The 18,318-nt window shown below is 62.3% G+C and carries 15 protein-coding genes and 1 pseudogene; 11 read left to right on the plus strand and 5 right to left on the minus strand.

Annotation, left to right across the window (positions count from 1 at the left end; genetic code table 11):
• The first annotated feature begins 273 nt into the window (after window positions 1-273).
• The 3 genes from B7H23_RS02810 (at window position 274) to B7H23_RS02820 (ending at window position 4,626) form a co-directional block, all read left to right on the plus strand.
• On the plus strand, window positions 274-1,677 hold the full coding sequence (locus B7H23_RS02810) for a dipeptidase (protein ID WP_094075862.1): 1,404 nt from the start codon (window positions 274-276) through the stop codon (window positions 1,675-1,677).
• A 66-nt stretch (window positions 1,678-1,743) separates the two neighbouring features.
• Entirely contained in the window at window positions 1,744-2,364 is a 621-nt protein-coding gene (locus B7H23_RS02815; RefSeq protein WP_094075863.1) for a ribonuclease D, read from the plus strand.
• 105 nt (window positions 2,365-2,469) lie between these two features.
• Window positions 2,470-4,626: a transglycosylase domain-containing protein gene (locus B7H23_RS02820; protein ID WP_094075864.1), complete on the plus strand. Its 2,157-nt coding sequence runs from the start codon at window positions 2,470-2,472 to the stop codon at window positions 4,624-4,626.
• 99 nt (window positions 4,627-4,725) lie between these two features.
• Here B7H23_RS02820 and B7H23_RS02825 read toward each other — a convergent pair whose 3' ends face one another.
• Both B7H23_RS02825 and B7H23_RS02830 read right to left on the minus strand, forming a co-directional pair.
• On the minus strand, window positions 4,726-5,178 hold the full coding sequence (locus tag B7H23_RS02825) for a host attachment family protein (RefSeq protein ID WP_094075865.1): 453 nt from the start codon (window positions 5,176-5,178) through the stop codon (window positions 4,726-4,728).
• 44 nt (window positions 5,179-5,222) lie between these two features.
• A complete protein-coding gene (locus B7H23_RS02830; protein WP_094075866.1) occupies window positions 5,223-5,444 on the minus strand; it encodes a hypothetical protein in 222 nt (73 codons plus the stop codon).
• 241 nt (window positions 5,445-5,685) lie between these two features.
• Here B7H23_RS02830 and B7H23_RS02835 point away from each other — a divergent pair, with 241 nt between their 5' ends.
• The 5 genes and pseudogenes from B7H23_RS02835 (at window position 5,686) to gdhA (ending at window position 10,325) form a co-directional block, all read left to right on the plus strand.
• On the plus strand, window positions 5,686-5,970 hold the full coding sequence (locus B7H23_RS02835; RefSeq protein WP_173861873.1) for a DUF2849 domain-containing protein: 285 nt from the start codon (window positions 5,686-5,688) through the stop codon (window positions 5,968-5,970).
• A 12-nt stretch (window positions 5,971-5,982) separates the two neighbouring features.
• Window positions 5,983-7,647 (plus strand): nitrite/sulfite reductase, encoded by a 1,665-nt coding sequence (locus B7H23_RS02840; RefSeq protein ID WP_094075867.1) that lies wholly within the window; start codon window positions 5,983-5,985, stop codon window positions 7,645-7,647.
• Window positions 7,622-8,341 (plus strand): annotated as a pseudogene (locus B7H23_RS16180) (phosphoadenylyl-sulfate reductase); the annotation flags it as partial. The gene B7H23_RS02840 and the pseudogene B7H23_RS16180, both read left to right, overlap by 26 nt.
• A gap of 27 nt (window positions 8,342-8,368) precedes the next feature.
• Entirely contained in the window at window positions 8,369-8,887 is a 519-nt protein-coding gene (locus tag B7H23_RS16185; RefSeq protein ID WP_240535014.1) for a DUF934 domain-containing protein, read from the plus strand.
• A gap of 97 nt (window positions 8,888-8,984) precedes the next feature.
• Window positions 8,985-10,325 carry an NADP-specific glutamate dehydrogenase gene (gene gdhA, locus B7H23_RS02850; RefSeq protein ID WP_094076835.1) on the plus strand — a complete coding sequence of 447 codons (1,341 nt, stop codon included), beginning with the start codon at window positions 8,985-8,987 and terminating at the stop codon, window positions 10,323-10,325.
• A 31-nt stretch (window positions 10,326-10,356) separates the two neighbouring features.
• On the opposite strand, the gene panC is transcribed toward gdhA, so the two are convergent.
• The gene (gene panC / locus B7H23_RS02855) at window positions 10,357-11,226 is read right to left on the minus strand and encodes a pantoate--beta-alanine ligase (protein WP_094075869.1); all 870 of its coding nucleotides are present in this window, start codon (window positions 11,224-11,226) and stop codon (window positions 10,357-10,359) included.
• A gap of 3 nt (window positions 11,227-11,229) precedes the next feature.
• On the minus strand, window positions 11,230-12,072 hold the full coding sequence (panB, locus tag B7H23_RS02860; RefSeq protein ID WP_094075870.1) for a 3-methyl-2-oxobutanoate hydroxymethyltransferase: 843 nt from the start codon (window positions 12,070-12,072) through the stop codon (window positions 11,230-11,232).
• Window positions 12,073-12,243: 171 nt separating this feature from the next.
• Between panB and B7H23_RS02865 the strand changes: the two genes are divergently transcribed.
• Window positions 12,244-13,197, plus strand: coding sequence for a GNAT family N-acetyltransferase (locus B7H23_RS02865; protein ID WP_094075871.1), 954 nt, complete (start codon window positions 12,244-12,246; stop codon window positions 13,195-13,197).
• Window positions 13,194-14,213: a polysaccharide deacetylase family protein gene (locus tag B7H23_RS02870; RefSeq protein WP_094075872.1), complete on the plus strand. Its 1,020-nt coding sequence runs from the start codon at window positions 13,194-13,196 to the stop codon at window positions 14,211-14,213. The genes B7H23_RS02865 and B7H23_RS02870 overlap by 4 nt, the downstream gene beginning before the upstream one ends.
• Before the next feature lie 9 nt (window positions 14,214-14,222).
• On the opposite strand, the gene gyrB is transcribed toward B7H23_RS02870, so the two are convergent.
• Window positions 14,223-16,703, minus strand: a complete 2,481-nt coding sequence (gyrB, locus tag B7H23_RS02875) for a DNA topoisomerase (ATP-hydrolyzing) subunit B (RefSeq protein WP_094075873.1) — start codon at window positions 16,701-16,703, stop codon at window positions 14,223-14,225.
• A gap of 217 nt (window positions 16,704-16,920) precedes the next feature.
• On the opposite strand from gyrB, the gene B7H23_RS02880 reads away from it, so the two are divergent.
• The gene (locus tag B7H23_RS02880; protein ID WP_094075874.1) at window positions 16,921-18,303 is read left to right on the plus strand and encodes a cytochrome P450; all 1,383 of its coding nucleotides are present in this window, start codon (window positions 16,921-16,923) and stop codon (window positions 18,301-18,303) included.
• Window positions 18,304-18,318: the final 15 nt, after the last annotated feature.

Raw genomic sequence — 18,318 nt, forward strand, 5'->3', positions numbered from 1 at the left:
GCCCGTTTCCAATTATCAATTGTCTATGGTCGGCGACGTTAGAGCGCCACCGTCCGGATCAAGAGACCTGTCCCCCGTCTCCCGGACGACACGACGGAAGATCGCGTCCCCCTCTCGCTGATCTCCGCTCAGTAGAACGCCGCCGTGGCACCCCTCCGCCACGGCGGCTTTTCTCTGCCTATCTTTGGCGCACATCTTTTTATGGTTCGGCATTTGCCCCACCGCGTCGCGCGCCCTACCGTTGCGCGCAAACAAACCGCAACGGATCCCTTCATGTCCTCTTTCGATTCCATCCTCTCCCGTCTCGACGACCGTCTGGATGGCGCACTCGATCACCTCAAGGCGCTGATCGCCATTCCCTCCATTTCCACCGATCCGGACTATGCGGGGGCCTGTCGTCAGGCGGCGGAATGGCTGCGACAGGATCTTGAAGAAATCGGCTTTCGTGCTTCCGTACGCGAGACGCCCGGCCATCCGATGGTGGTCGCTCATCATGACGGGCCCGGCCCCGATGCGCCTCACGCTCTTTTCTACGGCCATTACGATGTGCAGCCGGTCGACCCGCTCGACGAATGGGATGCCGATCCGTTCGAGTCGGAGATTATCGAACGAAATGGCCGCAATATCGTGACCGGTCGGGGCGCAGCGGACGATAAAGGCCAGTTGATGACCTTCGTCGAAGCCTGCCGCGCCATGATTGCCGAAACCGGCACCCTGCCCTGCCGCGTGACGATCCTTTTCGAAGGCGAGGAGGAAAGCGGCTCGCCTTCGCTGCTGCCCTTCATCGAAGCGAACAAGGATGAGTTGAAGGCCGATTTCGCGCTCGTCTGCGACACCAATATGTGGGACGCCGATACGCCCGCCATTTCCGGCGGCCTGCGCGGTCTTGTCGGCGAGGAGGTAACGATCCATGCCGCCGATCGCGATCTGCATTCGGGCTATTATGGCGGGGCGGCGGCCAATCCGCTGACTGTCCTTTCGCGTATCCTCGGCGATCTCCACGACGAGACGGGGCGTGTCACGATCCCGAACTTCTACGATGGCGTGAATGAGACGCCCGATGCCATAAAGGCGAGTTGGCAGAAACTGGAACGCTCCGCCGAAGGTTTCCTGAAGGAGATCGGTCTGTCGGAACCCTTCGGTGAAGAAGGCCGGTCCATCATGGAACTGACATGGGCGCGACCGACCGCCGAGGTGAACGGCATTGTCGGCGGTTATACGGGCGAAGGGTTCAAGACGGTTATTCCGGCGAAGGCGACGGCGAAGGTCTCCTTCCGTCTCGTGCACGACCAGGACCCGGCGGCGATCCGAAAGAACTTCCGGGCCTTCGTCGAAGAGCGCCTGCCGAAGGATTGCACGGCCGAGTTTCATGAGCATGGCGGCTCGCCGGCGGTGCAGCTTCCTTACGAATCGGGACTTCTCACCAAAGCCAAACAGGCGCTGACGGAAGAATGGGGCGTCGAGGCGCCGATCATCGGCATGGGCGGCTCGATCCCGATCGTCGGCACGTTCCAGACCGAGCTCGGCATGGACAGCCTTCTGGTCGGGTTCGGTCTGGCAGACGACCGCATTCATTCGCCCAACGAGAAATACGAACTGAAAAGCTTCCACAAAGGGATGCGATCATGGGCGCGCATCCTGACCGCGCTCGGCCAAAAGGCCGGGGAGAGCGCATAGCGGACGCTAGGCCAATCTGCGCCGTGCCGCTAAGAGAGGCACGACCTTTCCGACACAGGATGAACAATGACCACGATCCGCGCCCATAAAGGCGATCTGCCCGACCTCTCGAACTACGATGTAGAGGCGGTGGCGATCGACACCGAAACGCTAGGGCTCGATCCCCATCGCGACCGGCTCTGCGTGGTGCAGCTTTCGCCAGGTGACGGAACGGCCGACATCGTGCAGATCGCGAAGGGCCAGAGTTCCGCGCCGAATATCGAAAAGCTTCTGGCGGACAAGGCCATCACCAAGCTGTTCCATTTCGGCCGGTTCGACATCGCCGTTCTCTATCACGCCTTCGGTGTGCTGGCCGAACCGGTCTGGTGCACCAAGATCGCCAGTCGGCTGGTGCGGACCTATACGGACCGGCACGGGCTGAAGAATCTCTGCGAGGAACTGATCGACGTTTCGCTTTCCAAGCAGCAGCAGTCGAGCGACTGGGGTGCGGACGAGCTTTCGACCGCGCAGTTGGAATACGCCGCCTCGGACGTGCTCTACCTGCACCGCCTGCAGCAGAAATTGCAGGAGCGGCTGGTCCGGGACGAGCGGATGGCGATGGCGGAGGCCTGTTTCGATTTCCTCCCGATGCGCGCGCAGCTCGATCTGGCCGGCTGGCCGGAAACCGATATTTTCGCCCATAGCTAAGCGACCGGCGCATTTGCGAAATCCTTAGCGGCCCGTTAATTCGCCGCATTTATCCTGCTTTCGACCCAACGGGGACATGATCGACGAAAGCGGGGCAAACCGGGCATGGCCGGACGCAAGAAAAAACTGCGCATCGAACCGAGGCTGGACGGACCGGCGACACCACGCAAACGGAGTGGCCAGACCGTGCCGGCATCCTCGCGACGGAAGCCTTCCACGAAGGGTCGCAAGCGCGCCCCCGCCCGCAAGCGCCGCGGTCTTTTCGGCGGCGCGCTCTACTGGTCGCTCACGCTGTCGCTCTGGATGGCGATCGGTCTTGGCGTCGTCTTCGGTTACTACGCGCTGAAAATGCCGCCGACGAGCGAATGGGCCATTCCCGACCGGCCGCCCAATGTGCGAATCGTCTCCGTCGATGGCGAACTGGTCGCCAATCGCGGCATGACCGGCGGCGAAGCCATCGGCATCGAGGATATGAGCCCGTTCATCCCGCAGGCGGTGATCGCCATCGAGGACCGGCGCTTCTACCACCATTTTGGCATCGACCCGATCGGCATCACCCGCGCCGTGTTCAACAAGGTTGCCAAGGGCGGGCGCACGCGGGGCGCATCGACGCTGACGCAGCAGCTTGCGAAGAACCTCTTCCTGTCGCCCGAGCGCTCCATCGAGCGCAAGGCGCAGGAAGCGATGATGGCGCTCTGGCTGGAGCGCAAATATTCCAAGGACGCCATCCTGCAGATGTATCTGAACCGGGTCTATTTCGGTTCGGGCGCGTATGGCGTGGAAGCCGCATCGCGCCGCTATTTCGGCAAGAGCGCGCGGGAAGTGACCGTCGATGAAGCGGCGCTTCTCGCCGGACTTCTGAAGGCGCCCTCGGCCCTGTCCCCCGCCAAGGCGCCGGACAAGGCGAAGGCCCGTGCCGAGGTCGTGCTGGCGGCGATGAAGGATCAGGGCATGTTGACGGACAGCCAGTTCGTCACCGCCATGAGCGCGCCGGTCACGCGCGCCGCCGCCCATTGGAACGGCTCGGAGCATTATGTCGCCGACCATGTAATGGACGAACTGCCGGGGCTGATCGGCGATGTGCGCGACGATCTCATCGTCTATACGACGATCGACCTGACGCTGCAGCGCATGGGCGAGAAGGCGATCCGCGGGCGAATCGCCGAAAACGGCCGCGAAAAGAATTTCAGCCAGGGCGCGCTCGTTTCGCTGGATGGCTCCGGCGCGGTTCGTGCGCTTGTCGGCGGACGCGATTACGCACAGAGCCAGTTCGACCGCGCGACCGAAGCACGCCGGCAACCGGGCTCGACCTTCAAGCCCTTCGTCTATCTGACCGCCATTGAGAATGGCTGGCGGCCGGAATCGCGCGTCACCGACGCGCCGGTCCGCTACGGCAAATGGGCTCCGGAAAATTACGGCGGCAAATATTTTGGCGAAGTCACGCTGGCCGAGGCATTGCGGCGCTCGCTCAACTCCGTGGCGGCGCAACTCATCATGGCGGTCACGCCGGAAAGGGTGGTCGATACCGCCATGAAAATGGGGATCGAAAGCCCGCTATCGATCAACGCATCGCTCGCCCTCGGCACCTCGGAAGTCACCCCGCTGGAACTGGCCTCGGCCTATGTCCCCTTTTCCAATGGCGGCTACCGGCCAATGCTGCACATGATCGACCGGGTCGAAGACCGGAACGGCAAGGTCGTCTACCAGTTTGAAGGGAACGCGCCGCGCGTTCTCTCCAACGAGGCGCTCGGCATGATGAACTTCATGATGAACGGCACAATCGAGGCGGGCACCGGACGCAACGCCGCCTTCGGCTGGCCCGCCGCCGGCAAGACCGGCACCACGAACAAGAGCCGCGACGCATGGTTCGTCGGTTACACATCCAATCTCGTCACCGCCGTCTGGTTCGGCAATGACGATGGCGCGCCGATGAAGAACGTCACCGGCGGCTCTATGCCTGCCAAAGCCTGGAAACAGTTCATGACAACCGCCCATCAGGGCCTGCGCAAGCGGCCACTTCCGGGCCATTTCACCCCGTCGCTTTTGCCGGACGGCGTGATCGCCAGTCATGATCGCCGGCCTGTCGGCGCCATCGAAACGCGCCAGCATTTCGACGAGACGGACGCCCGGATCCGGGACATCATTTCCGGCGGACAGAAGCGCAGCGACGCGCCGCGTCCGCAAGCGGGAGTGGGCGATAAGGTTATCGGACGGGTGAAAGAGCGAACGGGCGGTTTTCTGGACCGGCTTTTCGGGCAGTAAGCACAGCGGAGAACTTCGTTTCTCGCCAACATTGGAATTGAGAAGGGCGGGCCGCCGAGAGGCAGCCCACCCCATCCCAATTCGCACTGGCAATCCGCGTTATTTCTGCAGGATTTCCTCGATCTCATGAATCGGATGGTTGGCCAGTTCCTTGTCCACCTCGCCGACGATCCGGTCGGAGACCTCCTTGTGATATTCCTTGCGCATATCGCCAAGAACCTGCGGCGGCGCAGCGACGATCAGCCGTTCGATCTTGCCATTATGCGCCATCTTGTAGAGGCGGTCCGCAATGGCGCGCGCGAAGCGTTCCTTGCCGAGACGCTGCCAATCCGTGTCCTCGACCGCACTGCGCTGCGCCCCACCGGCGCCACCGTCATTAAACCGGCCGGGGCGATTGGCGGCCTGCTCACGGTTCGGCGGATTGTCCTGCTCCATCTCGCGGAAAACGTCGAGATTGGGATAGGTTGCATCGCCCTCATTGCGCAGGAAAAGCGCCTTCTCACCGTCGGCAATCACGACGATGTCGCCATGCTTCATTCGAAAATCGGCCATTCAAAACTCCCTTCAATACAATAAATTAAGACATTCAAACCGGGTCAGGCCGTATCGGCCTCATCGCCCTTGGTCACGCGTGTGGCGCCGGCAGGGCGCTCGAAAGCCCGTTTTTCCTCGTCTTCCTTGGCGATCTTCCTTGCGGGCTGGCCACCGGCCGTTCCCTGCTGATCCGGCGTCTCGCCATGCCCGAACGATTCCGGCGTTTCAAGCCGGGTCTGACGTTCGCCCTTTTCTTCAAGCATCTGCCTGGTTTCGCCTGCCATCTGCGATTTCCTTTCGTGATGATTTGTTCGGAAGCTCAACGCGAAGCGCGCCGTCAGCGTTCCGTTCCGAAAGCGCGGAATAGCTTTGCCGAGTTTCGCCGCTTCATGAAAAAGCGGTTGCCTCCGTCCCTACCGAAGACATCGCCATTTCTTTAGAACGACAGGGCATCGGCCCATCTTTACCGGCATCGTGGCGCGGACCCTCTTCGCGCCGTTGACGAAAGAGAAGACGGAGCTAGGCATGGCCCTGAAAGTGCTGACCGCAAACCGGCTGAAGGACGGCGAAGTCGTCTATTACAATCACGCCGAGGGCTGGACGCCGACCTTCGCCGGCGCATCGATCGCGCGGGATACCGAGACGGTGGAGACCCTTCAGAAGACGGGGGCAGCCGCCGCTGCGCGCAACGAGGTCGTCGATGTGAATCTGATCGACGTCATGCACGATGGCGACGACATCAAGCCGCTGCGCCTGCGGGAGATCATCCGCGCGTCCGGCCCGACGACCCATCCCCAATTCGCCCGCTGAAACGAGATCACCATGTATCGTTACGATGAATTCGACGCTGCCTTCGTTGCCGCCCGGACCAAAGAGTTTTCGGGACAGGTTGAGCGGCGGCTTTCCGGCGAACTGACCGAAGACCAGTTCAAGCCGCTGCGGCTGATGAACGGCGTCTATCTGCAGCTTCATGCCTACATGCTGCGCGTCGCCATTCCCTATGGCACGCTGAACAGCCGGCAGATGCGGAAGCTTGCCCATATCGCGCGGACCTACGACCGCGGTTACGGGCACTTCACCACGCGCCAGAACATCCAGTTCAACTGGCCGAAGCTCTCCGACATTCCGGCGATCCTGGAAGAACTGGCAGAGGTCGAGATGCACGCCATCCAGACCTCTGGAAACTGCATCAGGAACGTAACCTCCGACCAGTTCGCCGGCGCCGCCGCCGACGAGGTCGCCGACCCACGCCCCTATGCCGAAATCCTCCGGCAATGGTCGACCGTCCACCCGGAATTCAGCTATCTGCCTCGCAAGTTCAAGATCGCGGTGACTGGCGCAGAGGACGACCGCGCAGCCATCCAGTTCCACGATATCGGCCTGCAGTTGAAGGCGAACGAGGCCGGTGAGATCGGTTTTGTCGTCTATGTCGGCGGCGGCCAGGGCCGGACGCCCGTCATCGCCAAACTGATCGCGGATTTCGTGCCGGAAGAGCACCTACTCTCCTATGTCACCGCGATTTTGCGGGTCTACAATCTGCATGGCCGGCGCGACAACAAATACAAGGCGCGCATCAAGATCCTCGTCAACGAGATGGGTACGGACGTCTTCCGTAGCGAAGTCGAAGCCGAATGGTCGCATCTGAAGGATGGCGAACTGACGCTGCCGGACGCGGATATCGGAGCGATCCAGGCTTATTTCGCGCCACCGGCGCTGCCGGACCGCGCCGAGGGTGTTGTGACCGAGATCGCCGCGCGCAAACGCCTGCCCGGTTTCGACGAGTGGCGTCGGCAGAACGTCGCGGCACACCGTCATCCCGACTATGCGGTCGTCACCGTTTCGCTCAAAGGCATCGGCGATATTCCGGGCGACGCAACAGCCGATCAGATGGACGCCATCGCCGATCTTGCCGAGCGCTACTCCTCGGACGAATTGCGCGTGACGCATGAGCAGAATCTGGTGCTGCCGCATGTCGCACGCGCCGATCTGCCGGCGGTGTTCGAGGCGCTCGAAGAGATCGGTCTCGCCACGGCCAATGCCGGTCTTGCCACCGACATCATCGCCTGCCCCGGCCTCGATTACTGCGCGCTTGCCAATGCGCGGTCGATCCCCGTGGCGCAGGACATCTCGAACCGCCTTGCCGACCGCCAGCAGCAGATCGGCGAGTTGAAGATCAAGATTTCCGGCTGCATCAATGCCTGCGGGCACCACCATGTCGGCCATATCGGCATTCTGGGCGTAGAGAAGAAGGGCACGGAACTCTACCAGGTGACGCTCGGCGGATCGGCCGACCAGAACGCGGCCATTGGCGACATTATCGGCCGTGGCTTTTCGTTCGAAGAAATCGGCGGCGCCATCGAGACCATTGTCGACACCTATCTGGCCGAGCGGCTAGGACAGGAAGAAACCTTCCTGTCCTATCTACACCGCGCTGGGTCCGCACCGTTCAAGGAGGCGCTTTATGGCCCTTCATCGAAAGCAGCCTGAGACCTTTCCCACGATCGAGGAGAAGGCGGCATGGCTGGACGAGACCTATGGCCATCTATCGGCTGGCGAGATCGTCCGGGTTTCCATCGAGACGCTCTTTCCTGGGGCCATCGGCACGGTTTCCTCTTTCGGCGCGGATTCCGCGGCGCTGTTGAAGCTGATCGCCGATGTCGATCCCGCGACGCCCGTCGCCTTTCTGGATACGGGCCAGCATTTTGGCGAGACGCTCGGCTATCGCGACGATCTGGCCGTCGATCTGGGGCTCACCAATCTGCAGATCGTCCATCCGAAAGCCGATGCGCTTGGCCGTTTCGATCCGGCCAACGATCTGCACAAGAGCGACACCGACCAATGCTGCGATATTCGCAAGGTCGAGCCGATGGCGCGCGCCGTCGCGCCGTTCGATGCCTGGTTCACGGGGCGCAAGCGCTACCAGAGCGCCCAGCGCGCCGAGATGCCGGTCTTCGAAGCCGTCGGGCCGCGTATCCGCATCAACCCGCTGGCGCGCTGGACGACTGAAGATCAGGCCAACTTCATGCGCGCCAACGATCTGCGCGAAAACCCACTGGTCGCGTTCGGCTATCTGTCCATTGGCTGTTTTCCCTGCACTCAACCATCCAGTGACGGTGATGAGCGGTCGGGCCGGTGGGCCGGGCAGGCCAAAACGGAATGCGGAATTCATCTGGACGGGCTCGTCGCAATCGACGGCCAAGGAGACGCCATGAACGAGAGCAAGACGAAAATCTGGAATGGCGAAACCTTCATCGACGATGAATGGATCGAGGCTGAAACGGTAGCCGATCTTGCGCCGTCTCGCCCATCGATCCTGCCCGTTGCCGAATGGCAGGCGCTCGGCGATGAAGGCCGACAGGCTCACGGCGCGCCCATCGGCGTCCGGCTGGAGCCGGGCGACGATATCGCGGCCATTATCGAAGCGCTGGACGACCTGCCGATCGTTGCGCTTTCCTTTCCCGCCTATACGGACGGGCGCAGCTATTCGAAAGCCGTGCGTCTGCGTCGCGCCGGCTATGACGGGCCAATCCGCGCCGTGGGCGATGTGCTTTACGATCAGGTCGATCATATGATCCGCACAGGCTTTTCGGAACTTGTCATCACGAATGCGCCGACGATCGCCAAGCTGGAGCGCGCCGAGTTGCCGGGCATCGATCATCGTTATCAGCCTTCGCTGGATGAAGAGCAAAAGACCAACCGTTTTACATGGCGGCGCCACGCCGCCTAAAGCCCTGCCTGGCCGGTGAACAGACCGGCACGCTGCTTGCCGGCCGAACGCACTGGAATATCTCTTCGCTCTGATTTCGAAGTTGGAGCAGCAATCGATGAGCAAGGCGGTCGACGATTACGTCAAGAGCTTCATGAAGGGGCTGGAAAAACGAAACCCCGCGCAGACGGAGTTTTATCAGGCCGTTCGCGAAGTCGCCTGTTCCGTCGCACCGGTCTATCTGGACCGCAAGGACTGGGTGCAGGACCAGCTTCTGGAACGATTGACCGAGCCGGATCGCGTCGTCTCCTTCCGCGTGCCATGGGAAACCGATGACGGGCTGATCCGCGCCAACCGGGCCTGGCGGGTGCAGTTCAACCACGCCATCGGACCGTATAAGGGCGGGCTTCGCTTTTCCGACACCGTGACGGAAAGCGTGCTGAAGTTTCTCGGCTTCGAGCAGACCTTCAAGAATGCGTTGACGGGTTTGCCCATGGGCGGGGCGAAAGGCGGCTCCAATTTCAATCCGAAAGACAAGAGTGAGCGCGAGATCATGCGCTTCTGCCAGTCGCTGATGAACGAGTTGCATCGTCATATCGGCGAGGACATCGACGTACCGGCGGGTGATATCGGCGTCGGTTCTCGCGAGATCAGCTATCTGTTCGGCCAATACGTCAAGATCAACAATCGCTGGGCAGGCGTTCTAACCGGCAAGGGCACCTGCTTCGGCGGGTCGGCGATACGGACGGAAGCCACCGGCTGGGGCGTGGTCTACTTCCTGCGCGCCATGCTGCAGCGAATCGGCGAGGACATCGAGGGTCGGACGTTCTGCATTTCCGGGGCCGGCAATGTCGCGACCCATGCGGCGGAAAAGGTGCTCGATCTGAACGGCAAGGTTCTGAGCCTCTCCGACTCCACCGGCACGCTCTATTTCAAGGACGGGCTGCGCCAGGACGATATCGACGCCATACGGACGCTGAAATCCGAGAAGGGCAGTCTTGGCGATTATGACGGCAAAGGCACGTTCCGAAAAGGTAAAACGCCCTGGTCGATCAAATGCAACGTCGCCCTGCCCTGTGCGACGCAGAACGAGCTGGGCGAAGATGACGCCGAGACGCTGATCGAGAACGGCGTCACCGCCATTGTCGAGGGCGCGAATATGCCTCTGACTGCCAAGGCGCTCGAACAGGTGCGCAAGGCGAAGATCCTCTACGCGCCGGGCAAGGCCTCCAATGCCGGCGGCGTTGCCGTATCGGGCCTGGAGCAGACGCAGAACGCCATGCGCATGTCGTGGTCGAGCGAGGAGGTCGACCGTCGCCTCGTTTCCATCATGGAAGAGATGCATGGCCGCTGCCTTGAGCACGGCATGAAGGACGACCATGTCGATTATGTCGACGGCGCGAATATTGCAGCGTTCCTTAAGGTCGCCGCCGCCTTGAAGAGCTACGGCGTCTGGTAGCGCACGTCTCGTATCTGCGTGCAAAGTCCGTTCAGCGGCGCGGACCTTTGACGGTCAGGTTGTCGATCAACCGCACGCCACCCAGAAAGGCTGCGCCGACGAGCCGTCCGTCGCGGTCGCGCTCGTCCATCGGCTGCAAATCTTCCGCACCGACGAGAGCCAGGTAATCGATCTTCTCGAAGCCGTCTTCGAGGATCGCAGCCTGGGTGCGGTTGAGCGTGCCGGCGATATCTGCTCCGCCCTCTATGGCATCCACGGCGTTGGTCATCGCTCTATAAAGCGCAGACGCCTTCCTGCGGTCGTCGGCCGATAACCGACTATTGCGCGATGAAAGCGCCAGGCCGTCCTTTTCACGGACGGTCGGCGCACCGATGATCTCCACATCCATATCGAGATCGCGCACCATGCGGCGCAGCACGGCGAGCTGTTGGAAATCCTTTTCGCCGAACACAGCCGAATGCGGCCGGACCTGATTGAAGAGTTTGCAGACCACCGTCGCCACTCCGGCGAAATGACCGGGCCGATGCGCGCCTTCCAGCGGGATGGCCGGCCCCTCGACCACAATACTGGTGGCGAAGCCAGAGGGATAAAGCTCTTCGGTCGCGGGTGCATAAAGCATATGCGCGCCCAGTTCGGTCACCAGTTCGCGGTCGGTGTCCTCGGTGCGGGGGTAATTGGCCAGATCCGTCCGGTCGTTGAACTGCTTGGGGTTGACGAACAGGCTGACAATCACCCGGTCGGCGTCTTTCTGCGCAAGCCGCACAAGGCTGGCATGGCCTTCATGGAGCGCGCCCATCGTCGGCACGAGGCCGACGCGCAGGCCGTCCGCCTTCCACGCCGCGACATGGCGGCGCAATTCATCGATCTGGCGAACCAGCAATATCGGTTGCTTGTCGGTCATGGCTCAGTTCTTCGCTGTCTTCGAAGCCGGCGCCCGATCGCCAAAGAGGTGTTCGGGACCGGGGAAGCGCCGGGCGCGCACGTCGGAAGCGTAAGAGGAAATCGCTTCGCGTCCGGCAACGGCCCAATCGCCGTAGCGCTTGACGAATTTCGGTTTGAAATCCTCGAACAGACCCAGCATGTCGTCGGTGACGAGAATCTGGCCGTCGCATCTGGGCGACGCGCCAATGCCGATGGTTGGAATATCGATCGTTTCAGTGACCGTCTCGGCGATGGAAGCCGTGACCTTTTCCAGCACGACTGAAAAAGCGCCAGCTTCGGCCACGGCCTTCGCGTCGTCCAGAAGCTTTTCGGCGGCATCGCCCCGGCCCTGCACCTTGTAGCCGCCAACCGTGTTGATGGCCTGTGGCAGAAGGCCGATATGCGCCATGACAGGAATGCCGCGCTCGGTCAGAAAGCGGATCGTCTCGGCCTGCACGGCGCCGCCTTCCAGCTTGACCGCGCCGGCTTCGCCTTCCGTCATCAGGCGGGCAGCGCTCTCGAACGCCTGTTGCGGCCCGGCCTCGTAAGCGCCGAAGGGTAAATCGACCACCATGAGCGGTCGTGTCAGGCCACGCCTCACCGCACGCGCATGCATGAGCATCATGTCCATCGTCACGCCGACCGTGGAGGGCAGGCCATGCACCACGACGCCGAGCGAATCACCGACCAGCACCAGTTCGCAATGCTCGTCCATCAAACGCGCAATGGGTGTGGTATAGGCCGTCAGACAGACGATCGGCTCGCCGCCCTTCATCGCCTGAATATCCGGCGGCGTCAGGCTTTTCATGGTCCCGGTCGCGCTCATGGCCCGTGGCCTCCCTCTTCTCGGCCGCAATCGATATGGCGGCGGGGCACCGTTAGCATTTTTCGGCCCGGTGGCCATAGTCATGCCGCTTTGCACAAATCGGCGTATTTACCGCTTCGCAAAGTGGATAGGGCACAATGACCGTCGAACACGCGACGAAAGGCCGGTTGCATGGAGCCATCGATCACTGCCTCGGTCGAGACCGAACACGATTACGAGGAGACCGCCGGGCTGGCCACCATCGCCTTTGGCCGGCAGGCGGACCCGTTCGATCCGGCGCGGTTTGCATGGTTTTACGAGCGCGCCTTTTCGGAAGGCGCCACGGTCGTGCGCCTAACCGATGAGCGGACCGGCCAGAAGATCGGGCAGATCGCCATGGTCAACCATGCCATTGCGACACCGGGCGGGATCGAGCGCGCCAGCGCGCTGGTCGATCTTTTCATCCTTCCGGATTATCGCGGCGGCGCGCGCCTGCAGACGCTCTACGATACGGTCGGCGAGCAATTTCAAGCCCAATCGATCCGCTTCGGCCTCGGTATGCCCAACAAGAAAGCGCTGCCGGTCAATGAACGTTTCTTCCAATTGATGGCCTATCGTCGACTGGATCTGCGCGGCGGTCTCCAGCCACCGGCTTTGCGTAACAAGGTCCGAATTAGCGAGGAAGTGACCGGGGCCGGTGCGGAGCGCATCACCGAACTGTTCGCTCCCTTCGCGACGTCGCCCAGCGAAACCGGCCTCATCTGGGACGGGTCGCGAATGGCAGCGCGACTGGCCAATCCCGGCCAGCACTACGGTTTTCACGCCACGGACAATCTGGCGCTGATCTCATCGCCGCGCCGGTTCAAAAATGTTCCCGTGACGCTTCTGATCGGCTTCTTCGTCCGGCAGGGGGCCCGACCACGGAAGCGCGATATCAAGGCCCTCGTAACGAGCGCGACAGCGTTGTGGCGTCGCCCCGCCTTCATCTATGCCGGCCTTCACCGGTCCCTTCCCGCTCTGCCCGGCTGGCCGTTCCCCGAGCGGCTGCGCTTTTCGCCCATGGTCCTACAATTGCGTGATTTCGCATCGGAACGCGAACCGCTCGATCTCGACCGGTTCCAGCTCATCGATTTCGATTTCGGATGATGAAACAGTCCGCCCGCCATTTCGCCATTCGCGCCGCCCTCGAAGCCATCGCCGCGACGAATCCCCGCGCAATCGTCCGTCGCATGGCCGCCCATAGCGTGATCTTCACGCTTCATCACGTGCGTCCGGCCTCGGACGAAACCTTCGCGCCCAATGCAGGCCTGTCCGTGCGGCCGGATTTTCTGGACGAGGCCATCGAAGAATGCACTGCCTGCGACTTCACGCCCATTCGGCTTTCGGACCTGCCGGCGCGTCTGGCCGCCGAACCCCATGGCCGCTTCGTCGCCTTCACGCTCGACGATGGCTGCCGTGACAATCGCGATCACGCCGCGCCGGTCTTTCGCCGCCATGGCGTGCCTTACACGCTGTTCGTGACGAAGGGTTTCGCCCAGCGTACACAGACCATGTGGTGGGAGACGGCCGAGGCCGCGATCCGGCAGGTCGAACGCTGGGTTCTCGATGGCGAAGCGATGGACTGCTCGACGCTGGCGGATAAAACCGCCGCCTTCCGCCGGACCGCAGCCCTTGTCGACGGTTCCGAGGACGAGACCCGGGCCGTCACCGCCGTGGAAGCCGCAGCGCAGGCGGCAGGCGTCGATGGCAAAGAGATCGTCAAGCGCGAAGCCATGGACGAAGCGGAACTGACAACGCTTTCCAAGGATGATCCATTCGTCGAGTTCGGCGTCCACACGCTGACGCATTCGGCACTGGCGAAGCTGCCGGATAAAACCATGCGGCGGGAAATCGATCAGTCCATCGATTGGATCACGGAGCTGACCGGCAAGCGCCCCGTCAGCGTCGCCTATCCCTACGGCCATCCCTGGGCATGCGGCAGCCGCGAAGCTGCGGCGGCCGACGAAGCGGGTTTGTCAGTCGGCGTCACGACGCAGCCCGGCAAGATCGTCGTCGCGCCCGCCGCACCGCTGCTCCTGCCGCGCGTCTCGCTGAACGGCCTCTATCAGGAACCGCGCTTCGTCCGCGCCTTCCTTTCCGGCCGATTGCTGAAAACCGCCTGAGCCCGGCGCTCAGACGTCCAGATTGGCGACCGAGAGCGCGTTTTCCTGAATGAAGTCGCGGCGCGGCTCCACATCGTCGCCCATCAGGCGGGCGAACAGGCTGTCGGCATCGTTGGCGTCGTTCACCTTGACCTGAAGCAGCGAACGGGCCGCAGGATCCAACGTGGTCTCCCAGAGCTGGTCGGAATTCATCTCGCCAAGGCCCTTATAGCGCTGCATCTGAATGCCCTTGCGACCGGCGGCGAAAATGGCGTCCAGAAGAGCGAGGGGACCGGGGATGCTGACGCCGTTCTCCTTGCGTCGCAGTTGCGGCATCTTCGTATAGATCGGCGCCAGCCTTTCATGGAAACGGTGCAAAGCGCGCGCATCGGCCGAATTGATCAGCGCCGCATCCAGGTGGACGACCTCTTTGACACCACGCACGGTGCGCTCGAACATGTAACCGCCCGACTGTGGTGCATTGGGATCGTTGGTCGGCGACACACGCCCGGTCCAGCCCCGCTCCGTCTCGTCGGCAATCATGTCGAGCCGCTCTGCCATATGGTCGGCCGTGGCCTGCGCCTCGCCGCTATTGAGGATGGTCGGATCGAGAGCGCCGGCGATCACCGCCTGCTCGACCACGGAATGGTCGTAGCGGCTGTGCAGACCGGCCATCAGACTGCGAACGGATATCGCATCCTCGATCACGACGCGGAAATCGCCGCCCATGCGCGTTTCGCCATCGGCAAGGACAAGCGAGGCGTCTTCCAGGCCGCTATCGATCAGATAATTCTCGAAGGCCGGCTCGTCTTTCAGATAGACCGCACTCTTTCCCCGGCTCACCTTGTAGAGAGGCGGCTGGGCGATGAAGAGATGGCCGCGCTCGATCAGCTCCGGCATCTGCCGGAAGAAGAAGGTCAGCAGCAGGGTGCGAATGTGCGCGCCATCGACGTCGGCATCGGTCATGATGATGATCTTGTGGTAGCGCAGCTTGTCGGCATTGAACTCTTCGCGACCGATACCGGTGCCGAGCGCGGTGATCAGCGTGCCGATCTGGTCGGACGAGATCATCCGGTCGAAGCGGGCCCGCTCGACATTCAAAACCTTGCCGCGTAGCGGCAGGATCGCCTGGTTCTTGCGCGAGCGGCCGGATTTTGCCGAGCCGCCGGCGCTATCGCCCTCGACGATGAAGATTTCGGATTTCGCCGGATCGCGTTCCTGGCAGTCCGCCAGCTTGCCCGGCAGCGAGGTGATGTCGAGCGCGCCCTTGCGCCGCGTCAATTCACGCGCCTTGCGGGCCGCCTCGCGGGCGGCAGCGGCTTCCACCACCTTGCCGATCAGCGCCTTGGCTTCATTCGGGTGCTCTTCCAACCAGGTGCCCAGCGCCTCGTTGACGAGGCCTTCGACCACCGGGCGGACTTCGGAACTGACCAGCTTGTCCTTGGTCTGGGACGAGAATTTCGGATCGGGCACCTTCACCGAAAGAACCGCTGTCATTCCCTCACGGCAATCATCGCCGGTCAGGCTCACCTTCTCGCGCTTCATCATGCCGGATCGTTCCGCGTAGCCGGTGACCTGACGGGTCAGTGCGCCGCGGAAGCCGGCGAGATGGGCACCGCCATCGCGCTGCGGAATGTTGTTGGTGAAGCAAAGGACGTTCTCGTGATAGCTGTCGTTCCACCAGAGCGACAGTTCCACGGTGATACCGTCGCGCTCGCCCACAATGTGGATCGGATCGTCCACCAGCGGCTTCTTTGCGCGGTCGAGATAGCGGACGAATTCGATGAGGCCGCCCTCATACCAGAGTTCGACCTTCTTCTCGTCGGCATGGCGCTTGTCGATCAGGACAATGCGCACGCCCGAATTGAGGAAGGCCAACTCGCGCAGACGGTGCTCCAGCGTGCCGAAATCGAATTCGGTCTTGGTGAACGTCTCCTCGGAAGGAAGGAAGGTGATCTCAGAGCCTGAGCGCCCCTCATAGGTGAAGGGTTGGCGATCTTCCACATAGGTGCCTGTCACTTCGAGCGGCGCATCGGCAACGCCGTGCGTGAAGGTCATCTCGTTTGTCTTGCCGTCGCGATTGATGCGCAGCTTTAGGTATTTGCTGAGCGCGTTGACGACGGAAACACCGACGCCGTGCAGACCACCTGAGACCTTGTAGGAGTTCTGATCGAATTTTCCGCCGGCATGGAGCTGGGTCATAATGACCTCGGCGGCGGAAACCCCTTCTTCCTTGTGGATATCGGTGGGAATGCCGCGCCCATTGTCGATGACGGTGCAGGAACCGTCCGCGTTGAGCTGCACCGTGACAAGGTCGGCATGGCCGGCGAGCGATTCATCGATCGCGTTGTCCACCACCTCATAGACCATGTGATGGAGACCCGAGCCGTCATCGGTGTCGCCAATATACATGCCGGGGCGCTTGCGCACCGCATCCAAACCTTTGAGAACAGTGATGGAATCGGCGCCATACTGGCCACCTTCATTCCGTTCCGCCGCCGCTTCGCTCATACAGACTCCACATTGAAGAGGGCCGGGACGACGCGGCTTTCGCCAGCCGTTCGAATCGCCCGTCTAAATCCTTTTGAATATAGGCTTTCCGGCACCAAAAACCAAACGGCAGGCCGGCTTTGCGCACCCGTGCCGACGACCTTCGGTTGTGCGGTTTGCGCCTGCCCCTACATGACAGAAAGACACCGGTTTCGCCAAGCGACAGGAAAGACCCGCCATGGACGCCGAGCCTGCCCCCTTCATTCCGCCCGCGCCGCAGCCGCGCACCTCGCCGCCCAGCTTTCTGGAGATGCTGCGCACTGTCTATCGCAACCCGATCGCGCTGTGGGGCGAGCCCTCCTATAATCAGCCCTATGTCCACATCACCAAGGGCATCGGCGCGCCGATGGTGGTCGCCAACGATCCGGCGCTCATCCGCCACATCCTCGTCGACAACGTCAAGAACTACCGCATGGCGAAGGTGCGTCAGCTCATTTTGCGCCCGATCCTGCGCGACGGCCTGCTGACGGCGGAAGGCGAAACCTGGAAGCGTGGACGCAAGGCAATGGCGCCGGTTTTCACACCGCGCCACATTCGCGGCTTCGCTCAGCCGATGAAGACGGTCGCCGAGCGTTTCGTGCAGAAATACGAAGAGCCAGCGGAACGTGGCGATCCGGTCGAGATTGCGCACGACATGACGCAGATCACCTACGAAATTCTGGCAGAAACGCTGTTCTCCAACGAGATCGCCGGCGTGCCGGACGAGTTCGGCGACAAGGTCGACCGGCTTTTGCACACGATGGGCCGGGTCGATCCGCTCGACCTTCTGGCCGCGCCGGAGTTCATTCCAAGACTGACACGCATTCGAGGCCGCAAGACGCTGCGCTATTTCCGCGGCATCGTTCGCGAGACCATGGATATGCGACGCGAAAGGCTGGAACGGGGTGAGGATGCGCCGGAGGATTTTCTGACGCTTCTGTTGCGCGCCATGGGGCCGAACGGGCTGTCGGAAGAAGAGGTGGAAGACAACATCATCACTTTCATCGGCGCGGGCCACGAAACTACGGCGCGGGCGCTCGCCTGGACGCTCTACTGCCTGTCGCAGGCGCCCGCCGAGCGCGCGAAGGTCGAGGAGGAAGTCGACCGGGTGGTGGCCGACATTGCCGACCCCTACGATTGGCTCGACGCCATGCCGATCACGCGGGCCGCCTTCGAAGAGACGATGCGCCTCTATCCGCCAGCGCCATCGATCAACCGCGAATCGATCGAGGCCGATGAATGGCGCGATCTCAAAATGGCGGCGGGGACGACCATCCTCGTCATGCCGTGGACCCTTCACCGCCACCGCCTCTATTGGGATCAACCCGAAGCTTTCATGCCCTCCCGCTTTCTGCCGGAGAACCGCGAACGGATCGACCGCTATCAGTATCTACCCTTCGGAGCGGGTCCGCGCGTGTGCATCGGCGCGACCTTCGCCATGCAGGAAGCGGCCATCGCGCTCGGCGTCATGCTGTCGCGATACCGGTTCGATCTGGCAGAGGGTGCGCCCCACCCCTTTCCCGTGCAGAAGCTGACTGTACAGCCGCAGAACGGCATCCGTATGCGTGTCGCCCGGCGCTAGGCGGCCCTGCCAGAA

The sequence above is a fragment of the Notoacmeibacter marinus genome (assembly GCF_002238045.1).
In the GTDB taxonomy this organism is placed as follows: domain Bacteria; phylum Pseudomonadota; class Alphaproteobacteria; order Rhizobiales; family Rhizobiaceae; genus Notoacmeibacter; species Notoacmeibacter marinus.

What these genes read in the sequence shown, in the direction of transcription:
- gyrB (WP_094075873.1), bottom strand. Translation starts at nt 16,703, where the DNA reads ATGAGCGAAGCGGCGGCGGAACGGAATGAAGGTGGCCAGTATGGCGCC.
- B7H23_RS02865 (WP_094075871.1), top strand. Translation starts at nt 12,244, where the DNA reads ATGGAGCCATCGATCACTGCCTCGGTCGAGACCGAACACGATTACGAG.
- B7H23_RS02830 (WP_094075866.1), bottom strand. Translation starts at nt 5,444, where the DNA reads ATGGCAGGCGAAACCAGGCAGATGCTTGAAGAAAAGGGCGAACGTCAG.
- B7H23_RS02840 (WP_094075867.1), top strand. Translation starts at nt 5,983, where the DNA reads ATGTATCGTTACGATGAATTCGACGCTGCCTTCGTTGCCGCCCGGACC.
- B7H23_RS02810 (WP_094075862.1), top strand. Translation starts at nt 274, where the DNA reads ATGTCCTCTTTCGATTCCATCCTCTCCCGTCTCGACGACCGTCTGGAT.
- B7H23_RS02880 (WP_094075874.1), top strand. Translation starts at nt 16,921, where the DNA reads ATGGACGCCGAGCCTGCCCCCTTCATTCCGCCCGCGCCGCAGCCGCGC.
- panB (WP_094075870.1), bottom strand. Translation starts at nt 12,072, where the DNA reads ATGAGCGCGACCGGGACCATGAAAAGCCTGACGCCGCCGGATATTCAG.
- B7H23_RS02820 (WP_094075864.1), top strand. Translation starts at nt 2,470, where the DNA reads ATGGCCGGACGCAAGAAAAAACTGCGCATCGAACCGAGGCTGGACGGA.
- B7H23_RS02870 (WP_094075872.1), top strand. Translation starts at nt 13,194, where the DNA reads ATGATGAAACAGTCCGCCCGCCATTTCGCCATTCGCGCCGCCCTCGAA.
- panC (WP_094075869.1), bottom strand. Translation starts at nt 11,226, where the DNA reads ATGACCGACAAGCAACCGATATTGCTGGTTCGCCAGATCGATGAATTG.
- B7H23_RS02815 (WP_094075863.1), top strand. Translation starts at nt 1,744, where the DNA reads ATGACCACGATCCGCGCCCATAAAGGCGATCTGCCCGACCTCTCGAAC.
- B7H23_RS02825 (WP_094075865.1), bottom strand. Translation starts at nt 5,178, where the DNA reads ATGGCCGATTTTCGAATGAAGCATGGCGACATCGTCGTGATTGCCGAC.
- B7H23_RS02835 (WP_173861873.1), top strand. Translation starts at nt 5,686, where the DNA reads ATGGCCCTGAAAGTGCTGACCGCAAACCGGCTGAAGGACGGCGAAGTC.
- B7H23_RS16185 (WP_240535014.1), top strand. Translation starts at nt 8,369, where the DNA reads ATGAACGAGAGCAAGACGAAAATCTGGAATGGCGAAACCTTCATCGAC.
- gdhA (WP_094076835.1), top strand. Translation starts at nt 8,985, where the DNA reads ATGAGCAAGGCGGTCGACGATTACGTCAAGAGCTTCATGAAGGGGCTG.